General features: G+C 41.9%; 15 protein-coding genes. 9 read left to right on the forward strand and 6 right to left on the reverse strand.

Going from position 1 to position 16,513, the window contains the following annotated elements:
• The first annotated feature begins 1,454 nt into the window (after positions 1-1,454).
• Positions 1,455-3,431 (forward strand): replication initiator protein RctB domain-containing protein, encoded by a 1,977-nt coding sequence (locus tag Vgang_RS12005; protein WP_105901095.1) that lies wholly within the window; start codon positions 1,455-1,457, stop codon positions 3,429-3,431.
• 89 nt (positions 3,432-3,520) lie between these two features.
• On the opposite strand, the gene Vgang_RS12010 is transcribed toward Vgang_RS12005, so the two are convergent.
• Positions 3,521-3,958 (reverse strand): hypothetical protein, encoded by a 438-nt coding sequence (locus Vgang_RS12010; RefSeq protein WP_105901096.1) that lies wholly within the window; start codon positions 3,956-3,958, stop codon positions 3,521-3,523.
• 672 nt (positions 3,959-4,630) lie between these two features.
• On the opposite strand from Vgang_RS12010, the gene Vgang_RS12015 reads away from it, so the two are divergent.
• From Vgang_RS12015 to Vgang_RS12025, 3 genes are all read left to right on the forward strand, one after another.
• Positions 4,631-4,828 carry a hypothetical protein gene (locus Vgang_RS12015; protein ID WP_105901097.1) on the forward strand — a complete coding sequence of 66 codons (198 nt, stop codon included), beginning with the start codon at positions 4,631-4,633 and terminating at the stop codon, positions 4,826-4,828.
• Between the two features lie 163 nt (positions 4,829-4,991).
• Entirely contained in the window at positions 4,992-5,201 is a 210-nt protein-coding gene (locus Vgang_RS12020) for a DUF3283 family protein (protein WP_105901098.1), read from the forward strand.
• A gap of 111 nt (positions 5,202-5,312) precedes the next feature.
• The gene (locus Vgang_RS12025; protein ID WP_105901099.1) at positions 5,313-6,035 is read left to right on the forward strand and encodes a YebC/PmpR family DNA-binding transcriptional regulator; all 723 of its coding nucleotides are present in this window, start codon (positions 5,313-5,315) and stop codon (positions 6,033-6,035) included.
• Positions 6,036-6,130: 95 nt separating this feature from the next.
• On the opposite strand, the gene Vgang_RS12030 is transcribed toward Vgang_RS12025, so the two are convergent.
• On the reverse strand, positions 6,131-6,427 hold the full coding sequence (locus Vgang_RS12030) for a hypothetical protein (RefSeq protein ID WP_157945993.1): 297 nt from the start codon (positions 6,425-6,427) through the stop codon (positions 6,131-6,133).
• Positions 6,428-6,571: 144 nt separating this feature from the next.
• Positions 6,572-7,966, reverse strand: a complete 1,395-nt coding sequence (locus Vgang_RS12035; RefSeq protein WP_105901101.1) for an MATE family efflux transporter — start codon at positions 7,964-7,966, stop codon at positions 6,572-6,574.
• A gap of 62 nt (positions 7,967-8,028) precedes the next feature.
• Here Vgang_RS12035 and Vgang_RS12040 point away from each other — a divergent pair, with 62 nt between their 5' ends.
• The 4 genes from Vgang_RS12040 (at position 8,029) to Vgang_RS12055 (ending at position 12,101) form a co-directional block, all read left to right on the forward strand.
• Positions 8,029-8,916, forward strand: coding sequence for a helix-turn-helix transcriptional regulator (locus tag Vgang_RS12040; RefSeq protein ID WP_105901102.1), 888 nt, complete (start codon positions 8,029-8,031; stop codon positions 8,914-8,916).
• Between the two features lie 253 nt (positions 8,917-9,169).
• Complete coding sequence (locus tag Vgang_RS12045) at positions 9,170-10,849, forward strand: carbon starvation CstA family protein (RefSeq protein ID WP_105901103.1); 1,680 nt, start codon at positions 9,170-9,172, stop codon at positions 10,847-10,849.
• Position 10,850: 1 nt separating this feature from the next.
• Positions 10,851-11,114: a cory-CC-star protein gene (locus Vgang_RS12050; protein WP_105901104.1), complete on the forward strand. Its 264-nt coding sequence runs from the start codon at positions 10,851-10,853 to the stop codon at positions 11,112-11,114.
• 9 nt (positions 11,115-11,123) lie between these two features.
• Complete coding sequence (locus Vgang_RS12055) at positions 11,124-12,101, forward strand: ArsA family ATPase (protein ID WP_105901105.1); 978 nt, start codon at positions 11,124-11,126, stop codon at positions 12,099-12,101.
• A gap of 134 nt (positions 12,102-12,235) precedes the next feature.
• On the opposite strand, the gene Vgang_RS12060 is transcribed toward Vgang_RS12055, so the two are convergent.
• The 3 genes from Vgang_RS12060 to gltS form a co-directional block, all read right to left on the reverse strand.
• Entirely contained in the window at positions 12,236-13,141 is a 906-nt protein-coding gene (locus Vgang_RS12060) for a 1,4-dihydroxy-2-naphthoyl-CoA synthase (RefSeq protein WP_105901106.1), read from the reverse strand.
• Positions 13,142-13,173: 32 nt separating this feature from the next.
• Positions 13,174-14,571 (reverse strand): MDR family MFS transporter, encoded by a 1,398-nt coding sequence (locus Vgang_RS12065; protein WP_105901107.1) that lies wholly within the window; start codon positions 14,569-14,571, stop codon positions 13,174-13,176.
• Between the two features lie 69 nt (positions 14,572-14,640).
• Complete coding sequence (gltS, locus tag Vgang_RS12070; protein WP_105901108.1) at positions 14,641-15,864, reverse strand: sodium/glutamate symporter; 1,224 nt, start codon at positions 15,862-15,864, stop codon at positions 14,641-14,643.
• A gap of 349 nt (positions 15,865-16,213) precedes the next feature.
• Here gltS and Vgang_RS12075 point away from each other — a divergent pair, with 349 nt between their 5' ends.
• Positions 16,214-16,438, forward strand: a complete 225-nt coding sequence (locus Vgang_RS12075) for a hypothetical protein (protein ID WP_105901109.1) — start codon at positions 16,214-16,216, stop codon at positions 16,436-16,438.
• The last annotated feature ends 75 nt before the right edge of the window (positions 16,439-16,513 follow it).

The following is a 16,513-nucleotide window of genomic DNA, read 5'->3' on the forward strand; positions in this document are numbered from 1 at the left end:
CAGTTCGTCCAATTAACTTGAATTGAAAATTATTGTACAGCAAAAAACACATTAAACAATGATTCGCTGCACATTTAATAATATTGTAAAAATTGTCCATTTTAGTTAATTAACTGCAATTTCGCTCATAACTGTGATTATGAGCATGTTTTTTATTACCAACAAATACCTCTAAACTCTCCCAGATTTAAAGTGTTACCACGTCACTAATTTACATTGTAAATAGTAAAACCTTCATAAAAGACGGAACGATTAATCAAAATGCATAAATTACGGTCATTGCTAAATCAATTTTAAGTTTTTTAGATAATATGAATGAACCTTAATAAAGCTTGATATGAGTAAAGCTATAAATGAATAAAGATAGAGAGCTGAACTAAAAACAAGTGACAAAATTAAAAATATACTCAAAAGGCAGAACGAGTTGGTGAAGCAGGGTAGGGGAGTAAGAAAAGAGCAGAGAATCACCAATGAATCCAACCTAAATGCCCGCCATTGAAATATTTATTCGAAACTAAACAAAAGAGCGCGTACGTCTAATAAGGTAATAAAGTTAGACCCCATAGAAACCACGTTTTCATACAAGCAAAAGAGAAGATATCACAGCGTCAAATCAGGTTGAAATTTATTGATTAAACAGCGAGAAAAGAGTGAAACGATAACCAAACTGCCTTGATCATCTTTCCCAGATATGAGGAACGAACGTGAGTAAATTCACAAAAAGACAACACAATTCAAAATGGAGTCGAAATACATCAAAAAAGTAGAAATCACCATTCATACACTGTAAATAAAACAAAATTAGGAAGCATGATCATGGAAAAAAGTGTCTGATAGACATTACGATGAAAAGATCACTTTCGGATCAATGATCAAGTATTAATAAGCCACGGAAGCATGAAAAGCCTTGGCTAGATTACAGTTGTTGTAAATTGAACAGCATAAATAAACCGATTACAAAGCATGAAACTCAGAAAAGTAGCTTGATCATGCTTCAGCTGAATCAATTTTCTCGTTAGGATAAATAACCTAGTGCTCGCTCTTGATCATCTTTCCACAGCCGAATACGCATGTTTTATCAAGCATTAACCTCATCGTCTGTGGATAACATGTCAATCACCAATGATCATCTTTTCATGATTGCGTTGATCATGTTTCATGAATTTAATGATCATGCTTCTAGAAGAAATTGATCATGCTTTCATGGCTATGTTGATCATGGTTCTAGCGTTTACATGATCATGCTTTCTAAGCGTAAAAATTTATCTCCTTATAATTCATAAACCTACAAGCAAAAAAGCCGCCAGATCAATAGATCATATAAACATTTAAGATCAATAAAACAAAAAGATCAGTTTTATTTAAAGATCTAATTTTTTCTTTCTTTTTGGATCTTTTTTCTTTATTCTCTTGGAACTATGTGACATTTACATCCAATGACAAATGGAATTGACATGCCAAGCCCTGAAAAAATCTTGATCAAACTGCCAAGAAACCACAAAGATGGCCATTTATTTGCAATATCTGAACATACCATCGATTGGATAGAGCAATATCAACATTTTAAAGGTGTCACTAAAAGTATTGTTGAATTACTGAATTTAATTTCTTTGCGTGGTTTATCGAGTAAAGATGGGTTGGTTTCTACCACTGAGTTAATTGAAGCGACTGATGGCCAATTAACTCGAGCGGCCATTCAGCAAAGATTAAGAGCTGCGGTATCAATAGGTTTGTTTAGCCAAACACCTGTCAGGTTTGAAGAAGGTTTAGCAGGCAAAACCATGCTTCATTCCTTTGTTAATCCTAATCAATTAATTTCAGTGCTTGGTTCCACCAGCTTAAAAACGGATTCTTCTCGTCAAACTGAAAAACAAAAACGCTCTAAAGCTTTAGCTCAAACTCAAGTTAACCGTCAACTTTTAAATGAGCACGGTCTGTATACGCCACCGGCTATGCGTGATGAAGCCGATCAATTTGTTGTTTCCCCAACCAATTGGGCTGGCATCATAGATCAAGCATTAGCGCCACCTAGAACACGAAAAAACTATCAAAAATCAATGGTTTCTATTTCTGGAACTCGTGCCATTATTGAAACACGATCGTCCAAAAATATTATGACGGTTGATGATCTAATGACTTTGTTTGCGCTGTTTACCTTAACGGTGCAATACCATGATTATCACCAAGATGATTACCACATCAATGCCAAGCAAATGCCAAATAAAACACCGTTATACATTACGGATATTCTTTCTTTGCGAGGTAAAAAAGACAGTGGCCCTGCTCGTGATTCCATTCGAGATAGTATTGACCGTATCGAGTTTACAGACTTTCAATTGCACGAACTGACTGGACGTTGGTTAAGTGAAAATATGCCAGAAGGCTTTAAAAGTGATCGTTTTCGTTTTATTGCACGTACCATTACCGCATCTGATGAAGCGCCAACTGAAAGTTCAACTGGTGAAATTAGGATCAAACCAAACCTGTATATTTTGGTTTGGGAACCGTCATTTTTCGAAGAATTACTAACGAAAGATTATTTTTTCCTGTTCCCGCCTGAAATTCTGAAACAGCATACCTTAGTCTTTCAGCTATACACCTTCTTCCGTAGCCGCTTAGTACGTCGTTTAACGGAATCTATGCTGCTTAGTGAGATCAATCAAAAACTGGCACGTAACATCGAATGGCGTCGTTTTTCGATGGACTTGATCCGTGAATTACGCAAATTATCGGAAGGCAAAGCGACGGAAGATCTTTTTGCCGTTAATTTATGGGGCTATCACCTGACAATTACGACTTTAATGGATAAAGGTAAAGTTCAGGATTATCAAATCGATATTCGTTGCGATGCGGAAGAAGTTCTGCGTTTTTCTCGCGCTCGAACCACGAACGCGGGCAAAAGAAATATGGCACCGACTTTACCGAACCCATTACGACATGAATTGGTTTCCAAGCAGAAGCTGCAAGAATTAGCGGAAGTGATCGATGGCGAGTTCGAGCCGATCCAGCGAAAAGATCCGTCTCCACGAGGTCGTTTAGGCCGCCGTGTCAAACTCAAAAAGCATCTGGTTGAGATCAATGCCGATGAGTTAACCATAACTTTATCTAAATATACCTCACCAGAGGCGCTAGAACGCAGTGTAACGGCTCTTTCTGCTATGACCGGACATCCAATTGCTTCGATTAAAGAAGAGTGTGATGAGCTTGTTAGCAAGCTTGATTGGCTAAGAGTTGGGGATTCCGTATTGCCTTATGAAACTTTGAGTAAAACGATTGAATTATTTAATCAGGAAACCAAGTCTAAACATCTCTCTATGGAGAAGCTGATTGCTGGCTTAGCGGTAAGGCGTAAAGTCTGTAAGCAAGTCTTTGAAGGGCATTTGGATGAAACCGTGATGCGTGCTCTTGATGAAATGGCTAATGTTTCATAGATTTACACTTTAATATCGAAAGCATGATCAAGACAATTGGTCATGCTTTCGAAACGATGATCAAGGAAATATTGATCTGAGTAATTCTTTTATGTAGGACGCGGCCGTTCTCGCATATTGAGCTCTCCTAACGGCGTCATAAATGCGATATGCAGTTCAATCGCTTGATAGCATTCGTTTCCCCATCCTTGATGACTTTGACAAAATTCGATCATTGCAACGGTAAGTTGATCCAAATACGCCGCTCCCCAATATCTTAATTCTAAATCTGCATGTGGATCCGCTGTCATACTTTGAATGCGGGCATAAGCCAGTTGTATGTATTGATAGGCTTGCTCGCTATGACCAAGCTCATCAAAGTAACTTGATAACTTCAAACATCCCTCTAACCAAGCAGAAATGGTTTTGAATTGATATTGCTTCCAAATACAGTAAGGCGGTTGGTGGATGAGTTTAACAAGTTCAGACATGCTGTTGGCCTGAGTGTTTTGCTGTCGCAGACGAAATAACCATGTATCGAGTTGCATAATGACGACTCCATATTGATGAGAGGCTAGAGGGCAACATACCCTATTAGTGTAGTCATCAACTCTACAGGCTGCACTTGATCCAATTTTTATCACTTCAAGAAAAAAATTTCATCGCGACTATCTTGCCTGAAAAAAAAATTTACCTAAAATGCGCTTGTCTGCTATTTATTACTATACCCAAGTGACCTCAAGATGCAGATTTCAGAGCTATCATCCAAGTTCTTAGGCAAAGAAGATTTATGCGGAATGTAAGCACCTTTTAAGTAAATCTGAAGCAGACTAAGGGCTTGGATGAAGCTCCCAAAGGGCAAGTTAAAACAAGCTTTATGCTGTGTTAAATTAAATAGAGATAGAATCACTATGATCATATTCAATTTGCCTTGCCTAAAACTTGTTTTAATCTTGCTGAAACTCGCATCTTGAGGTTACTTGGGTATATTGATGGAGGTCTGAAAGCCTTATGCAGTGGGTTATGCCACTGAGTTGAGTGAGGCGAGATCTTTGACGCTACACCCAGTTGACCTGAAACAAAAGTGGTAAATATAGGGGAATTCCTAACTTGTTTCTGAACTCTGAGTTTAGTCACACTATGTATTTTATTTACTTAACAACTGGAGTTAAGCTTGCTTAATATCCATACTGTTTCTGCAAGAATTTCTGGAGGTTTTTATGTCGATTAACTCTATTGATCATGACGACATGACTGACATCGCCACCCATTGGGAGCAAAAAGACGAATCCAATACTCGTGCAACGCCTAAGCAAATGAAAAGTGCCGAAGCGCGTCGTCGTATTGAGATGTTACGTGAAATCAGAGAAAGTGGTTTAACGCTCGAAGAAGCACGCGAACTTGGCCTACTGCATTGATTGAGCGCTCAAAATCTCGTTACTGATTCTTGATAAATACAGGATGAATCTTTCGTCCTGTATTTTGCCGCAATTTGCTAATTTACACTGTAAACTCCCTATCATTTCTCCGTTGCTATGGTATATTTCCACGGTTGACGACTCTTGAGTATAGGCTAAATTAATGTCTGTAAATTTATCTTTATTGCCCCCAGCAGAAAAAAATAAAATTGAACTAGACAAACAGGCTTCGTATGCCGTTTGGCAACTTAAGCAAGCGAAAGCCGGTCCTGAACTGTTGGTGAATGAAGCACAAAAGATTCGTGATGAAAATGAACGTCTGTTCTATGAGCAAGCAGTCCAAAAATACAAACGGATTATGGGCGTAGCCTGAATCTGTCTTCATAAGAGATTAGATGGACTTCGAGTACGACGAAGTGATATCAATACGCAAACTCTTATGAGCAATATTACGCGTTAAATTAGAACCAGAGAGAACATTCCGATGGGAAGAAGTTTTGAAGTGCGCAAAGCCTCAATGGCTAAAACAGCTGGCGCAAAAATTAAAGTTTATTCTAAATACGGTAAAGAACTGTACGTAGCCGCGAAAAACGGCGGCGTTGATCCGGATATGAACTTAACACTGAAGCACCTTATTACTAAAGCGAAGCGAGATAACGTACCAGCTCACGTTATTAAAAACGCCTTAGACAAAGCATCAGGTGGCGGTGGTGAAGACTTCCAACCAGCACGTTACGAAGGTTTTTCTCCTGGCGGAGCGAGCGTTATCGTTGACTGCTTAACCGACAACGGTAACCGCACATTCCAAGACGTACGCCAGTGCTTTGTGAAAACAGGTGCAAAAATCGGTAGCCCAGGTACGGTTGCTCACATGTTTGATCACCAAGCAGTGTTCCAATTCAAAGGTGAAGACGAAGAAGCGGTATTAGAAGCATTGATGATGCAAGATGTCGATGTGACTGACATTGAACTGGAAGATGGCGTCATTACCGTATTTGCTCCTCATACTGAATTCTTCAAAGCGAAAACCGCGTTAAATGAAGAGTACCCAGATTTAACTATCGATGTGGAAGAAATTACGTTTGTTCCTCAAACTCACACCGAAATCTCGGGTGAAGACGTCGAGAAATTCCAAAAATTCTTGGATATGCTTGATGACTGTGATGATGTTCAGCAGGTTTACCACAACGCTGAATTGCCAGAATAAATCTGAGTTATCTTATTAGAAAAACGCCGAGTTCGATACTCGGCGTTTTTTTATGCCTCAAAGATAAGTGAGAGTGAATGAAGAAGATAAGAATGTCACTCAAAAAACTTACCGCAAGGCGTACCATCAGGATCAACTTGCAATTGTTGATTCGGGCAATGTTGATAAAAAAATGCCGCTTCCGCTTGAGTTGACATCTCGCTACATAATTGACGACTATCACAAGCAAAGCCTTGTTGGGTATTTTTTTTCGACGCTGTTGATGGCGTGCCATCCATATTAAAAAATGCAGCGATTTGAGGTTTATAATCGGTTGGAGTTTGTGGCGCTGACTGAGAGAAAAACTGCCAAATTGCCAACCCAACTAAGACAGCAAAAGCAATCTTCTTCATTTTGATTTTGTGCTGTTGTGGTGAATTAATGACCACTACGATGCGCTAGCTTGACTGTAAATCCAAGTGCTATTGTGTGACTGAGATGACTTTTGCGATTGAACTCAATGTTTGCTTTGCGCTTTTTCATTGAGTTCAACGCTATTAGGCCGCTTGAATGGTGAGATTATTGAGCCACTTCCTTTTCAGATAGCGACTAAAACACAACCCTAATTTGACGATTTCTTCAGACATCATCAATAAGTAGACCCAGGCAAAACTTAAATCTGCAATAAACGCGCCGTAGGCCGTCAGTGGCAAACCTACCATCCACATGGCAATGAAATCCATGCGTAAACAAAAATGGTTCTCTCCCCCGGCTCTGAGGATGCCATTGATGATCAGCATATTGAGCATTCGAATGATGATAGCAAAGCTCATCACAATAAACGCTGGATCCGCAATACCGGAATAATTTGGGCTGTCTAGGTCTAGGAAAGCAATGACGTTTTCACGTTGTAGAAATAAAATGCTGCAAGCAACTAGCCCCATCGCTAGGATGCATTTTATAAAAAACTTCGACATAGCGCGTGCCTGTTCATATTCATCACGTCCTAATGATTGACCCAGTAAAACCGAACAGGCAACCGAGATCCCCATGAAAATCGCGTAACACAATCCTTCAAACGGCCCAATCATGCTGTATACCGCTAATTCGGTTGTGCCCATATGACCGTAAATCATTTGGTAGGTGAGGGTGCCAAATGCCCACAAAACTGCATTGCACGCATTGGGAATGGCAAGACGTTTATACGATTGCCATAAACGAGAATTGTTGGCCTGAGCTTGGCTCGTGATAAGCCAATGTTGTTGGTACTTCAGCACAAAATAGATCAATAGCACTTGAATGACACGCGCAATGGTAGTGGAAAGAGCAGCGCCAGCCACGCCCAGCGCAGGTACACCTAAGCCACCATGAATTAGCCAGAAGTTGAGTCCGATATTGATAGCAATGGTGATCGCGGCTAGTACTAATGGCAAGAAAGCATTACCACTGGAACGTAAGCTGGCTTCGGCGGTGATCACCCAATGCGTCAGCATCAAGAGAGGCAAACTATACAAAAGGTAATCGGCACCTTGCTGGATAACTAACATATCATCCGTTTGTAGACGCATAATTTGTGCGCCGAAGCCGACCATTAAAATCGTGACAGGCACCATGATGATGGAACCAAATTTTAAAGACTGCATGGTGACGGTTTTAGCGGTATCTTTGTCATCTCGTCCCCAATATTGTGAGACCAGGGTGCCTGTTGCCGTACCAAGCGCCGCCATGATCATGATAGCGACAAAGTGCCAGCGTGAAGCGATACCTACCGCCGCCGTTGCGGTTTGCCCAAAATCACTCACCATTAACACATCGGCTAAGGCTAAGATGGCAACCAAAGCGCTTTGTAGGGCGACAGGAAACGCGAGTTTGATCACACGAGAAAACAAACCTTGTGGTAATGTGGCTGAGTTTTGATTGGTTTGCCGCTCTGTGTGTGATTGAATGGACATGGCTCGCTCCTCGTCAACAGCCTTTTAAAAACGCAATATAAAAGAGCTTTAGGTAAAGCAACATGTTTGAAACCTCAAAAAACCTGTGCAAATCCGTCATAAAAAAAGACTTGCCTGAGAGACAATGGCAAGACGAAGTGTATTTGGCCGAAGCGTGCAAAGAGCGCTTTATTGTAAAATCTGAAATCCCAGAATTGGTGGCTGAAGAAATTTCAATGGCAGGGCTGGGGGATTTTTCTCAAGGTTATGCTGTGGAGCGAAAAGAGCCTGAAATTCATACTCTTTTGTTTACGTTAGAAGGGGGAGGGCGTTTAACCACGCGCGATTTCATCACCGATATTCGACCGAACAGTGTGACAGTATTACCTCAAGGTGTGCCATTTCGCTTTGAATTGGCCGATAACGAATATTGGAAGATGGCTTGGATCTTATTACCGCCCAGTGAAAAGTGGTCATCGATTGCCGAGAGTAAACAAAGAGTTGAACCTACCCATTTATGTGAGTCTGTATGGTCACTGCTTAATTTAACCCATCATGAAATTCATGGGCGCGCGACGTTTCGGCAATTATTGCTGACGGAACTAGCACGAGGGCTTCTTGGGTCGACAGAAATCGTACCGACCAATACTTCAATGCGGGTTCATAGCGTGTTTAATCAGGTGGAAGCTCAGTTGCATTTGCCTTGGACGGTCAAGGAAATCGCACAACGTAGTTTTTTAAGCGAAGAACAGCTAAACCGAGTCTCAAAGCAACTTTACCAATGTTCACCAAGCCAAAAATTGATTCAGCTACGTATGGAAAAAGCCCTCGATCTTCTTCAACATCGTGATTGGTCTATCACTATGATCGCTCACCGACTTGGCTATCCTGACCCTTATAATTTCACTCATCGTTTCCGTAAAGTTTATGGGATGTCACCAAGAGAATATCGCCGCTGCCATTGTGGGTAAAACAGCCTAGCTCTCATTTGTTTATAAAGCCTTCAACATTTTGTTACTTATATCACTATAGCAATAAATACTTAGTGCATAACGCTCTGTTTTCACTAATCTAATGAGTGAAATACAAAATAAAAACCACTCAAATTGTGTTGTATTGAGTCTTTATCGTAGTGATATTGGCATCTTTTTTCATACATTTGGCCTTCTATTGCTGCGATCTTCCAAAATGCGAAATTAAGACGAGAAATAGAAGGAGCTATTTATGAACGCCCTGATACTAATGGTAGTGGGACTCGCTGCCATGTTTACCGGATACCGGTTTTATTCCCTCTATGTAGCCAAACATATATTAAAGCTGTCTGATGACTTCAAAACCCCCGCACATGAGTTTCAAGATGGGGTCGATTATGTACCGACCAATAAATACGTATTATGGGGACACCACTTTACTTCTGTTGCGGGTGCGGCTCCGATTGTTGGCCCTGCGATTGCGGTTATTTGGGGTTGGTTGCCTGCGTTTATTTGGGTGGTATTAGGTACGGTTTTCCTTGCCGGTGTACACGATATGGCTGCGATATGGGCCAGTGTGCGAAACCGTGGTCAATCCATGGGTGCGGTAGCTGGTGCGGTCGTCGGTAACCGAGCCAAATCTGTGTTGATGATTGTGGTGTTCTTATTGCTTATGATGGTGAACACCGCATTCGGTGTGGTCATTGCAGGTTTGATGATTTCTAACCCAACCGCCGTAGTGCCGGTTTGGGGAGCATTAGTCGTCGCTGCGGTGATTGGCCAATGTATCTATCGCTATAAAATGTCGTTAGTGTGGGTATCGATTGTTGGCGTAGTGGCTTTATATAGCTTGATCTATATTGGCACGTTAACCCCGATTGTGATCCCAGATGGCGCTTTCTTTGGCCTGCCAGCAAAAACGACTTGGATCTTAATTCTGTACGTATATGCCTTTATCGCGTCGATGTTGCCTGTTTGGGTGCTATTGCAACCGCGTGATTATATCAACGGTCTACAATTGTTTATTGGCTTGGCCATTTTGTACGCGTCAGTGTTAATGCTGCAGCCTGACATGGTTGCGCCAATGCTTAATGATGATGTGCCTGCTGATACGCCTTCTATTATTCCATTACTGTTCGTCACTATTGCTTGTGGTGCGATTTCTGGTTTCCACGGCCTTGTGTCATCGGGTACCACTTCTAAACAAATCGATAAAGAAAAAGATGTGCGTTTTGTCGGTTATCTTGGTGCGATGGGTGAGGGCATGCTGGCTCTTGCAACGATTATTGCGGTATGTGCAGGTTTCGCCTCTTTAGATGCTTGGAAAGAAATCTACCAAAGCTATGGACAAGGTGGTGCGGGCGCTTTTGTTAAAGGTGGCGCTACGATTCTTAACCTAGGTGTTGGCATCTCTCCAACCATTTCTCAAACTATTCTTGCGGTAATGGTGGCGTTGTTTGCCGGTACAACCATGGATACGGGTGTACGTTTACTTCGCTACATTTTCCAAGAGTGGGGCGAAATGTATAACATCCAACCGATGAAAAAGGGCTTTATCGCGACCAGTTTTGCGGTGGCGGCGTGTCTTCTATTAACTTTCGGACAAGGTTCTGATGGTTCAGGCGGCTTATTGATTTGGCCTTTGTTTGGTACTACGAACCAGCTCATGGCGGGCTTAACCTTATTGATCATTTCAGTGATGTTGTTGAAGAAAGGGCGTGCGGTTTATTACACCTTAATACCAATGATCTTCTTATTGTTGATGACCTTGATCGCATTGCTTGTGAACTTGAAAGCGTTCTACTTGAAAGGCGATTATTTGTTACTTGGTTTGGACGTGGTGATTTTAATCGCGACCATTTTAGTGTGCTTAGAATGCTTTAAAGCCCTAAAAGAAAACTGGGGCAATAAAGCGGTGAAAGAAGAGTCGTAATATGGACTGGAAAGCACGGTTTGAGGCTTTCTCAAAGGGGCTTGATGAGTTTTATCATGCCCCTTATAGACGAAGTTTAACTCGAGCCTATAAAGACGAAGAAGATTTTTTCATGTTGCTGATTTTTGCTGAAAGCTTAGGGATGGATAACCCCGTGAGTTTTTATACCATGGAATTACAACCTTTCTTTTTGGAAGCGTTTCATGAGTGGCATATTCGCATGGGCATGGAAAAATCGCCGATTGATCACTTTGGATGTTGTTAGAGGTAGTGGATGTTAGAGATACTCTCAACCAAGAAAGTTATCTTTGTTGGAGGAAAGGGTGGGGTAGGAAAAACCACCACTGCAGCCAGTTTAGCGCATCAGTTAGCCGCGCAAGGTTTGAAAGTGTTAGTGATTTCTACCGACCCTGCACATAGCCTCGGAGATGCATTAGGGAGAAAGCTCTGTGGTGATATTCATTTAGTTGCGCCTAATTTGTCGGCTCTGGAACTTGATATTGAAGCCATCAGTGAAAAGCACTTTAACAATATTGCTCACCAGGTTGCGCATTATACTAAGCCTGATATGCGTCCAAGGATGCAGCAACAGTTAGAACTCGCGAAAGATGCCCCAGGCGGACAAGAAGCCGCATTGCTGGAAACCATGTGTGATTATTTGATGCGTTTTGAAGAGATGGGCTTTGATCGTTTGATCTTCGATACTGCGCCAACGGGGCACACATTGCGCTTGCTGGTTTTGCCTGAAATGATGTCGGCGTGGACCGATGGCTTGATTGCTCAGCAAAAGAAACAGCAAAAACACAAAGAAGCGGCACAAAGTTTTTGGCAGCGCGCTGAAAACCAAACGGCAAATCCATTTAATCAAGATAAACAAGCGCCTTGGCAGCAAGCGTTACGATTATTAGAAAAGCGTAAACACTTGTTCAAACACGCTCGAGATCGTATTCACGATGTGGATTTTACGGCTATTGTTTTGGTTATGATCCCTGAAAAACTGCCCTTGTACGAAACGGTCAGAACGCTTGAGCAATTTGAAAAAGTGAATCTGAATTGCGCAGGGGTGGTGGTCAATCAAGTCATTGATGAGCAATTGTGTGAACATCCATTTTGGTTGCAGCGCTATCAATTACAGCAAGAAGTGCTGGTGGAGGTCGAGCGCGATATTAATGTGCCAAAACATCATATTTATCTACAATCAGAACAGATTGTCGGTGAAGAAAAACTGCAGAAGTTTTTGGCGTTAGCTTAATGTTTACAGAGCAATGTAAACTTACTCATTAAATACTGATTTATGCATAAAACAAAAGCGCCACATTCGGCGCTTTTGTTATTATTTTTTATCTAGAAACTAGAAACTAGAAACTAGAAACTAGAAACTAGAAATTAATAGTGATACGGGAACTTAGAGAAATCTTTAGGGCGTTTTTCCAAGAAAGAATCTCGACCTTCTTTGGCCTCATCGGTGCCGTATGCAAGGCGTGTTGCTTCGCCAGCAAAGATTTGTTGCCCAACCATGCCATCGTCCGTTAAGTTCAAACCAAACTTCATCATGCGTAGTGCGGTTGGTGATTTCTGACAAATGATTTTGCCCCATTCTAAAGCTTCTTTTTCTAGCTCAGCGTGTGGTACGACTTTATTGACCATACCCATTTCAAACGCATCTTGGGCGCTGTAATCTAACCCTAAGAAGAAAATTTCGCGGGCTTTCTTTTGACCGACCATTTTAGCAAGATAAGCGGAGCCGTAGCCTGAATCAAAGCTCGCTACGTCGAGATCGGTTTGTTTAAATACGGCGTGCTCTTTTGACGCGAGAGTTAAATCACAAACCACATGCAGTGAATGGCCGCCACCTGCAGCCCAACCTGGTACGACAGCAATCACGGCTTTGGGCATAAAGCGGATCAGACGTTGTACTTCTAAAATATGCAAGCGGCCAAGTTTGGCAGGGTCGATTTGATCTTGAGGCATACCTTCATACTTATAGCCATCTTTACCACGAATACGTTGATCGCCACCTGAGCAAAATGCCCAGCCACCATCGCGTGCACTTGGGCCATTACCTGTAATCAACACGCAGCCCACATCGCTCCACATACGTGCGTGTTCTAATGCGCAATACAATTCATCTACGGTTTTAGGGCGAAATGCATTGCGACATTCAGGGCGGTTGAAGGCAATACGAACCACACCAGCATCGACAGCGCGGTGGTAAGTAATGTCTTCGAAATTGAAACCTTCAACTTCTTGCCAATCTTCAGGATGAAAAATATCGGATACCTTGTTAGTCATGATCACGGACCTTTATTTTGAATTTATTCGTATTAATCGTGTTTGATTTCTGTCGCTAACGTTTGTTTTTTTAGCGCAATCAGAGTTATAAACATAGCGACTAGCGCCATGATTGCCATTAATAAATAGATCGAGCTAAAACCAGAAGCCAATACGGCATGGCTGTAATTGGCCAAACTGGCTTGCGGTTCGACACCTTGCTTACTTAGGCTAAATTGGAACACGCTTGAACAGGCTGCCACCCCAACGGCACCGCCCAGTTCTCGTCCAAAGTTAAACAGCGACATGCCGATGCCTCTGTCTTTAGCTGGTAGGACGTTTTGAACCATGACCCCTACAGAAGGCAAAGTGAAGCCAATCCCTAGCCCGGCTAAACCTAGTGAAATCGCTGGGTAGACGTGCTGCTGAATAAGCGCAAAGCTTAATGCGGCTAATAAGAAGCCAAAAATAGCATAGCGTTTGGTTTCACCTGATTTATTGACCAATTTACCACCACAGTAAGCCCCAGCGGTGACACTGAACATAAAGATCACCATGATTTCGCCGCTTGTAGAGGCTGAGAAGCCCATTTGCCACTGCATTTGCATCGGTAAATAGACCAAGATGGCAAACATTAACAGCTGAGAGCATAAGATGAGTAATATACACACTAGGTAGTTGGGCAATTTAGCCAGCCTAGCTGGTAGCATAGGATCAGACACTCGACGCTCGACCAAAATCAGCAATAGAATAGAAGCAATAAATGCGCCTCCCGTCCATAAACTTGGTAACTCCGCTTCAGGGGAAAGCAGTAAAAGCAGGCTGGTGGAGCTGAGCATCAATAGCATGGCGCCAAACCAATCAAATTTTGAATCGCGCTTTTTATTCAAATGAGATAAGTTTTTTCGGATTAAAAATACGGCCAATAGGCCTAATGGAATGTTGATCCAAAACACCCAGCGCCAAGATAAGTGTTCTGCAAAGTACCCACCCAATAAGGGACCCGCAATGCTCGAAACGGCGTATACCATGGAAATAAAACCTTGGTATTTCCCGACCTCTCGCGCAGGAATACAATCGGCAATCACGGTAAAGGCCAGAGCAATTAAGCCGCCGCCGCCAATACCCTGCACAATTCGCGCAATAATTAAGGTAGAGAGATCTTGCGCAAAACCACAAGCCGCTGATCCCAGTACAAATAATGAGATACCGATGTAGAGCATTTTGACTCGGCCAAGAATATCACTGAGTTTTCCATAAACTGGTAATACCGCGGTGGCAGCAAGTAGGTAAGCGGTGACGACCCAAGTAAGCGCATTTCCAGCGTTTAGTGCATTACCAATAATAGGAAGCGGAGTCGTCACGATGCTTTTTTCTAATGAGCCCAATGCGATAACTAGCGCGACACTCAAGAATATTTTCTGCGGGGAGACGGTCGTTTTCTCTGTCACAACTTTTCCTCAAATATCAAAATAATAAAGGCTAACTCTGTATGAAGTTAGCCAATAAATGTGCTGCAATTAGCCGATAAAAGATAGGTAACCTTGGATAATAATTAGGTTCACAATATCAATGAAAAATGCACCGACAATTGGGACCACCATAAAGGCTTGTGGAGATGGGCCGTAGTGAGTCACTAATGATCCCATATTCATCACCGCAGTTGGCGTAGCGCCTAAACCAAAGCCACAATGACCCCCTGTAATTACCGCTGCATCATAATTAGAGCCCATCACTCGGAAAGTAATGTTATAGGCAAAGAGGCCAAGAATTATTGTTTGAACACAAAGAATGATCAGTAAAGGAATGGCTAATGAGAAAATTTCCCATAGTTGCAGACTCATGAGCGCCATCGCTAAAAATAACGACAAAGACACTGTACCTAAAATATCAACAGTATCGGTGTTGAGTTTATATTTCCCCGACACCTCAAACACATTGGTGATGATCACTCCTAAGAACAAAGCATAAACAAAGTCAGGAATTTTCAGCCAACTGATATTTAAAGTGCTAAACCATTGTTCGATATAAATGGCACCCACGACACACACCAGCATAGTAAACAAGGTTTCAATCACTCGATAAGCAGAGACTTTGTCTTCTTCACGATCATTGTAAGTGACAACATCAGGGAAGCTATCATGGTGCTTATCTCCTGCGCCATATTCCGAAATTAAGTTGTGTTTTTGAATGCGACGTTGCGCCACAGGGCCACCAATAATACCGCCAACGATCAAACCAAAGGTTGCTGCCGCCATGGCAAATTCTAACGTATTCAGCCCATACGTGTTTTGGAACGTGCTGGCCCACGCGGCACCTGTTCCGTGTCCGCCAGACAAGGTAATTGAGCCTGCCACTAAGCCGAGTAAAGGATTAAGACCTAATATTTCAGCCAGGCCGACACCCACGGCGTTCTGTATGATGATGTACACAGAAGCAACCCCTAAGAATATAAAGACCTTTTTACCGCCTTTCAGTAATTGGGTGTAACTTGCTGATAAGCCAACGGTGGTAAAAAAGAGTAACATCAAGGTGTGTTCAAGCGGCAAATCAAACTCAAAAGTGATGTGATTATAATGCAAAATGGTACTGATAACAGCGACCACTAACCCGCCGACAATGGGTTCTGGCACTTTGTATTTGGATAAGAATGGCACTTTGCTATTGATAAAGTGGCCGAGTAGGAGCACGAAAATCGCGAGTAAAAAAGACTCGATAGAATCCACAGGATAAACGGTATTCATATACTGCCTCAAAAATTAGAACGGGAGTGAAAATAGACCTTGTTATTGAGCATAGCTAAAAAATACGTACCAATTGCTGCATTTATTAGTTGCGCCATATATTTAGTTGCACCAAGACTTCGCCTTGTTGAGTCTGATCATCCGTTGAAACTGAGGCATTACCTCGGCTGACTTGTGAAGCGATGGGGCATTTTGCTAAAGGTGTTGGTCTAGTATGTAGACATAATTTGATATTGATTGAATTATTGACAAGAAATTTTCAATTTTATGACGACTTGTTAAGTCTACCATTTAGTATTTCATATAATCATGTCATTTTTATTCATTCGTTAAATTATTGGAGATTGTTATGCCTGTTCTATTCTGTCAATCATGCTGCCGCGATACACAACATAAAGCGGTGTTACGCAAACGTGCGGAAGATGATGTGTCACTAAAGAACAAATTCCAGAAATTCAACGAGTTGATGAACCAACTTTTTAGCGGCGTACATTACCACAAAATGGACCGTGTGTGTTTATGTCGTGATTGCAACCATCAAACTGCGGTGTTTTCTCAAGAATCCGCTCATTAATTCGGCAAGGTGAGTATAAATATCGTGCTGGTCAATGGTGAAAAGCGTCTTTTCATTTTCTAATACTTACCCCGA

This window comes from Vibrio gangliei (genome assembly GCF_026001925.1).
In the GTDB taxonomy this organism is placed as follows: domain Bacteria; phylum Pseudomonadota; class Gammaproteobacteria; order Enterobacterales; family Vibrionaceae; genus Vibrio; species Vibrio gangliei.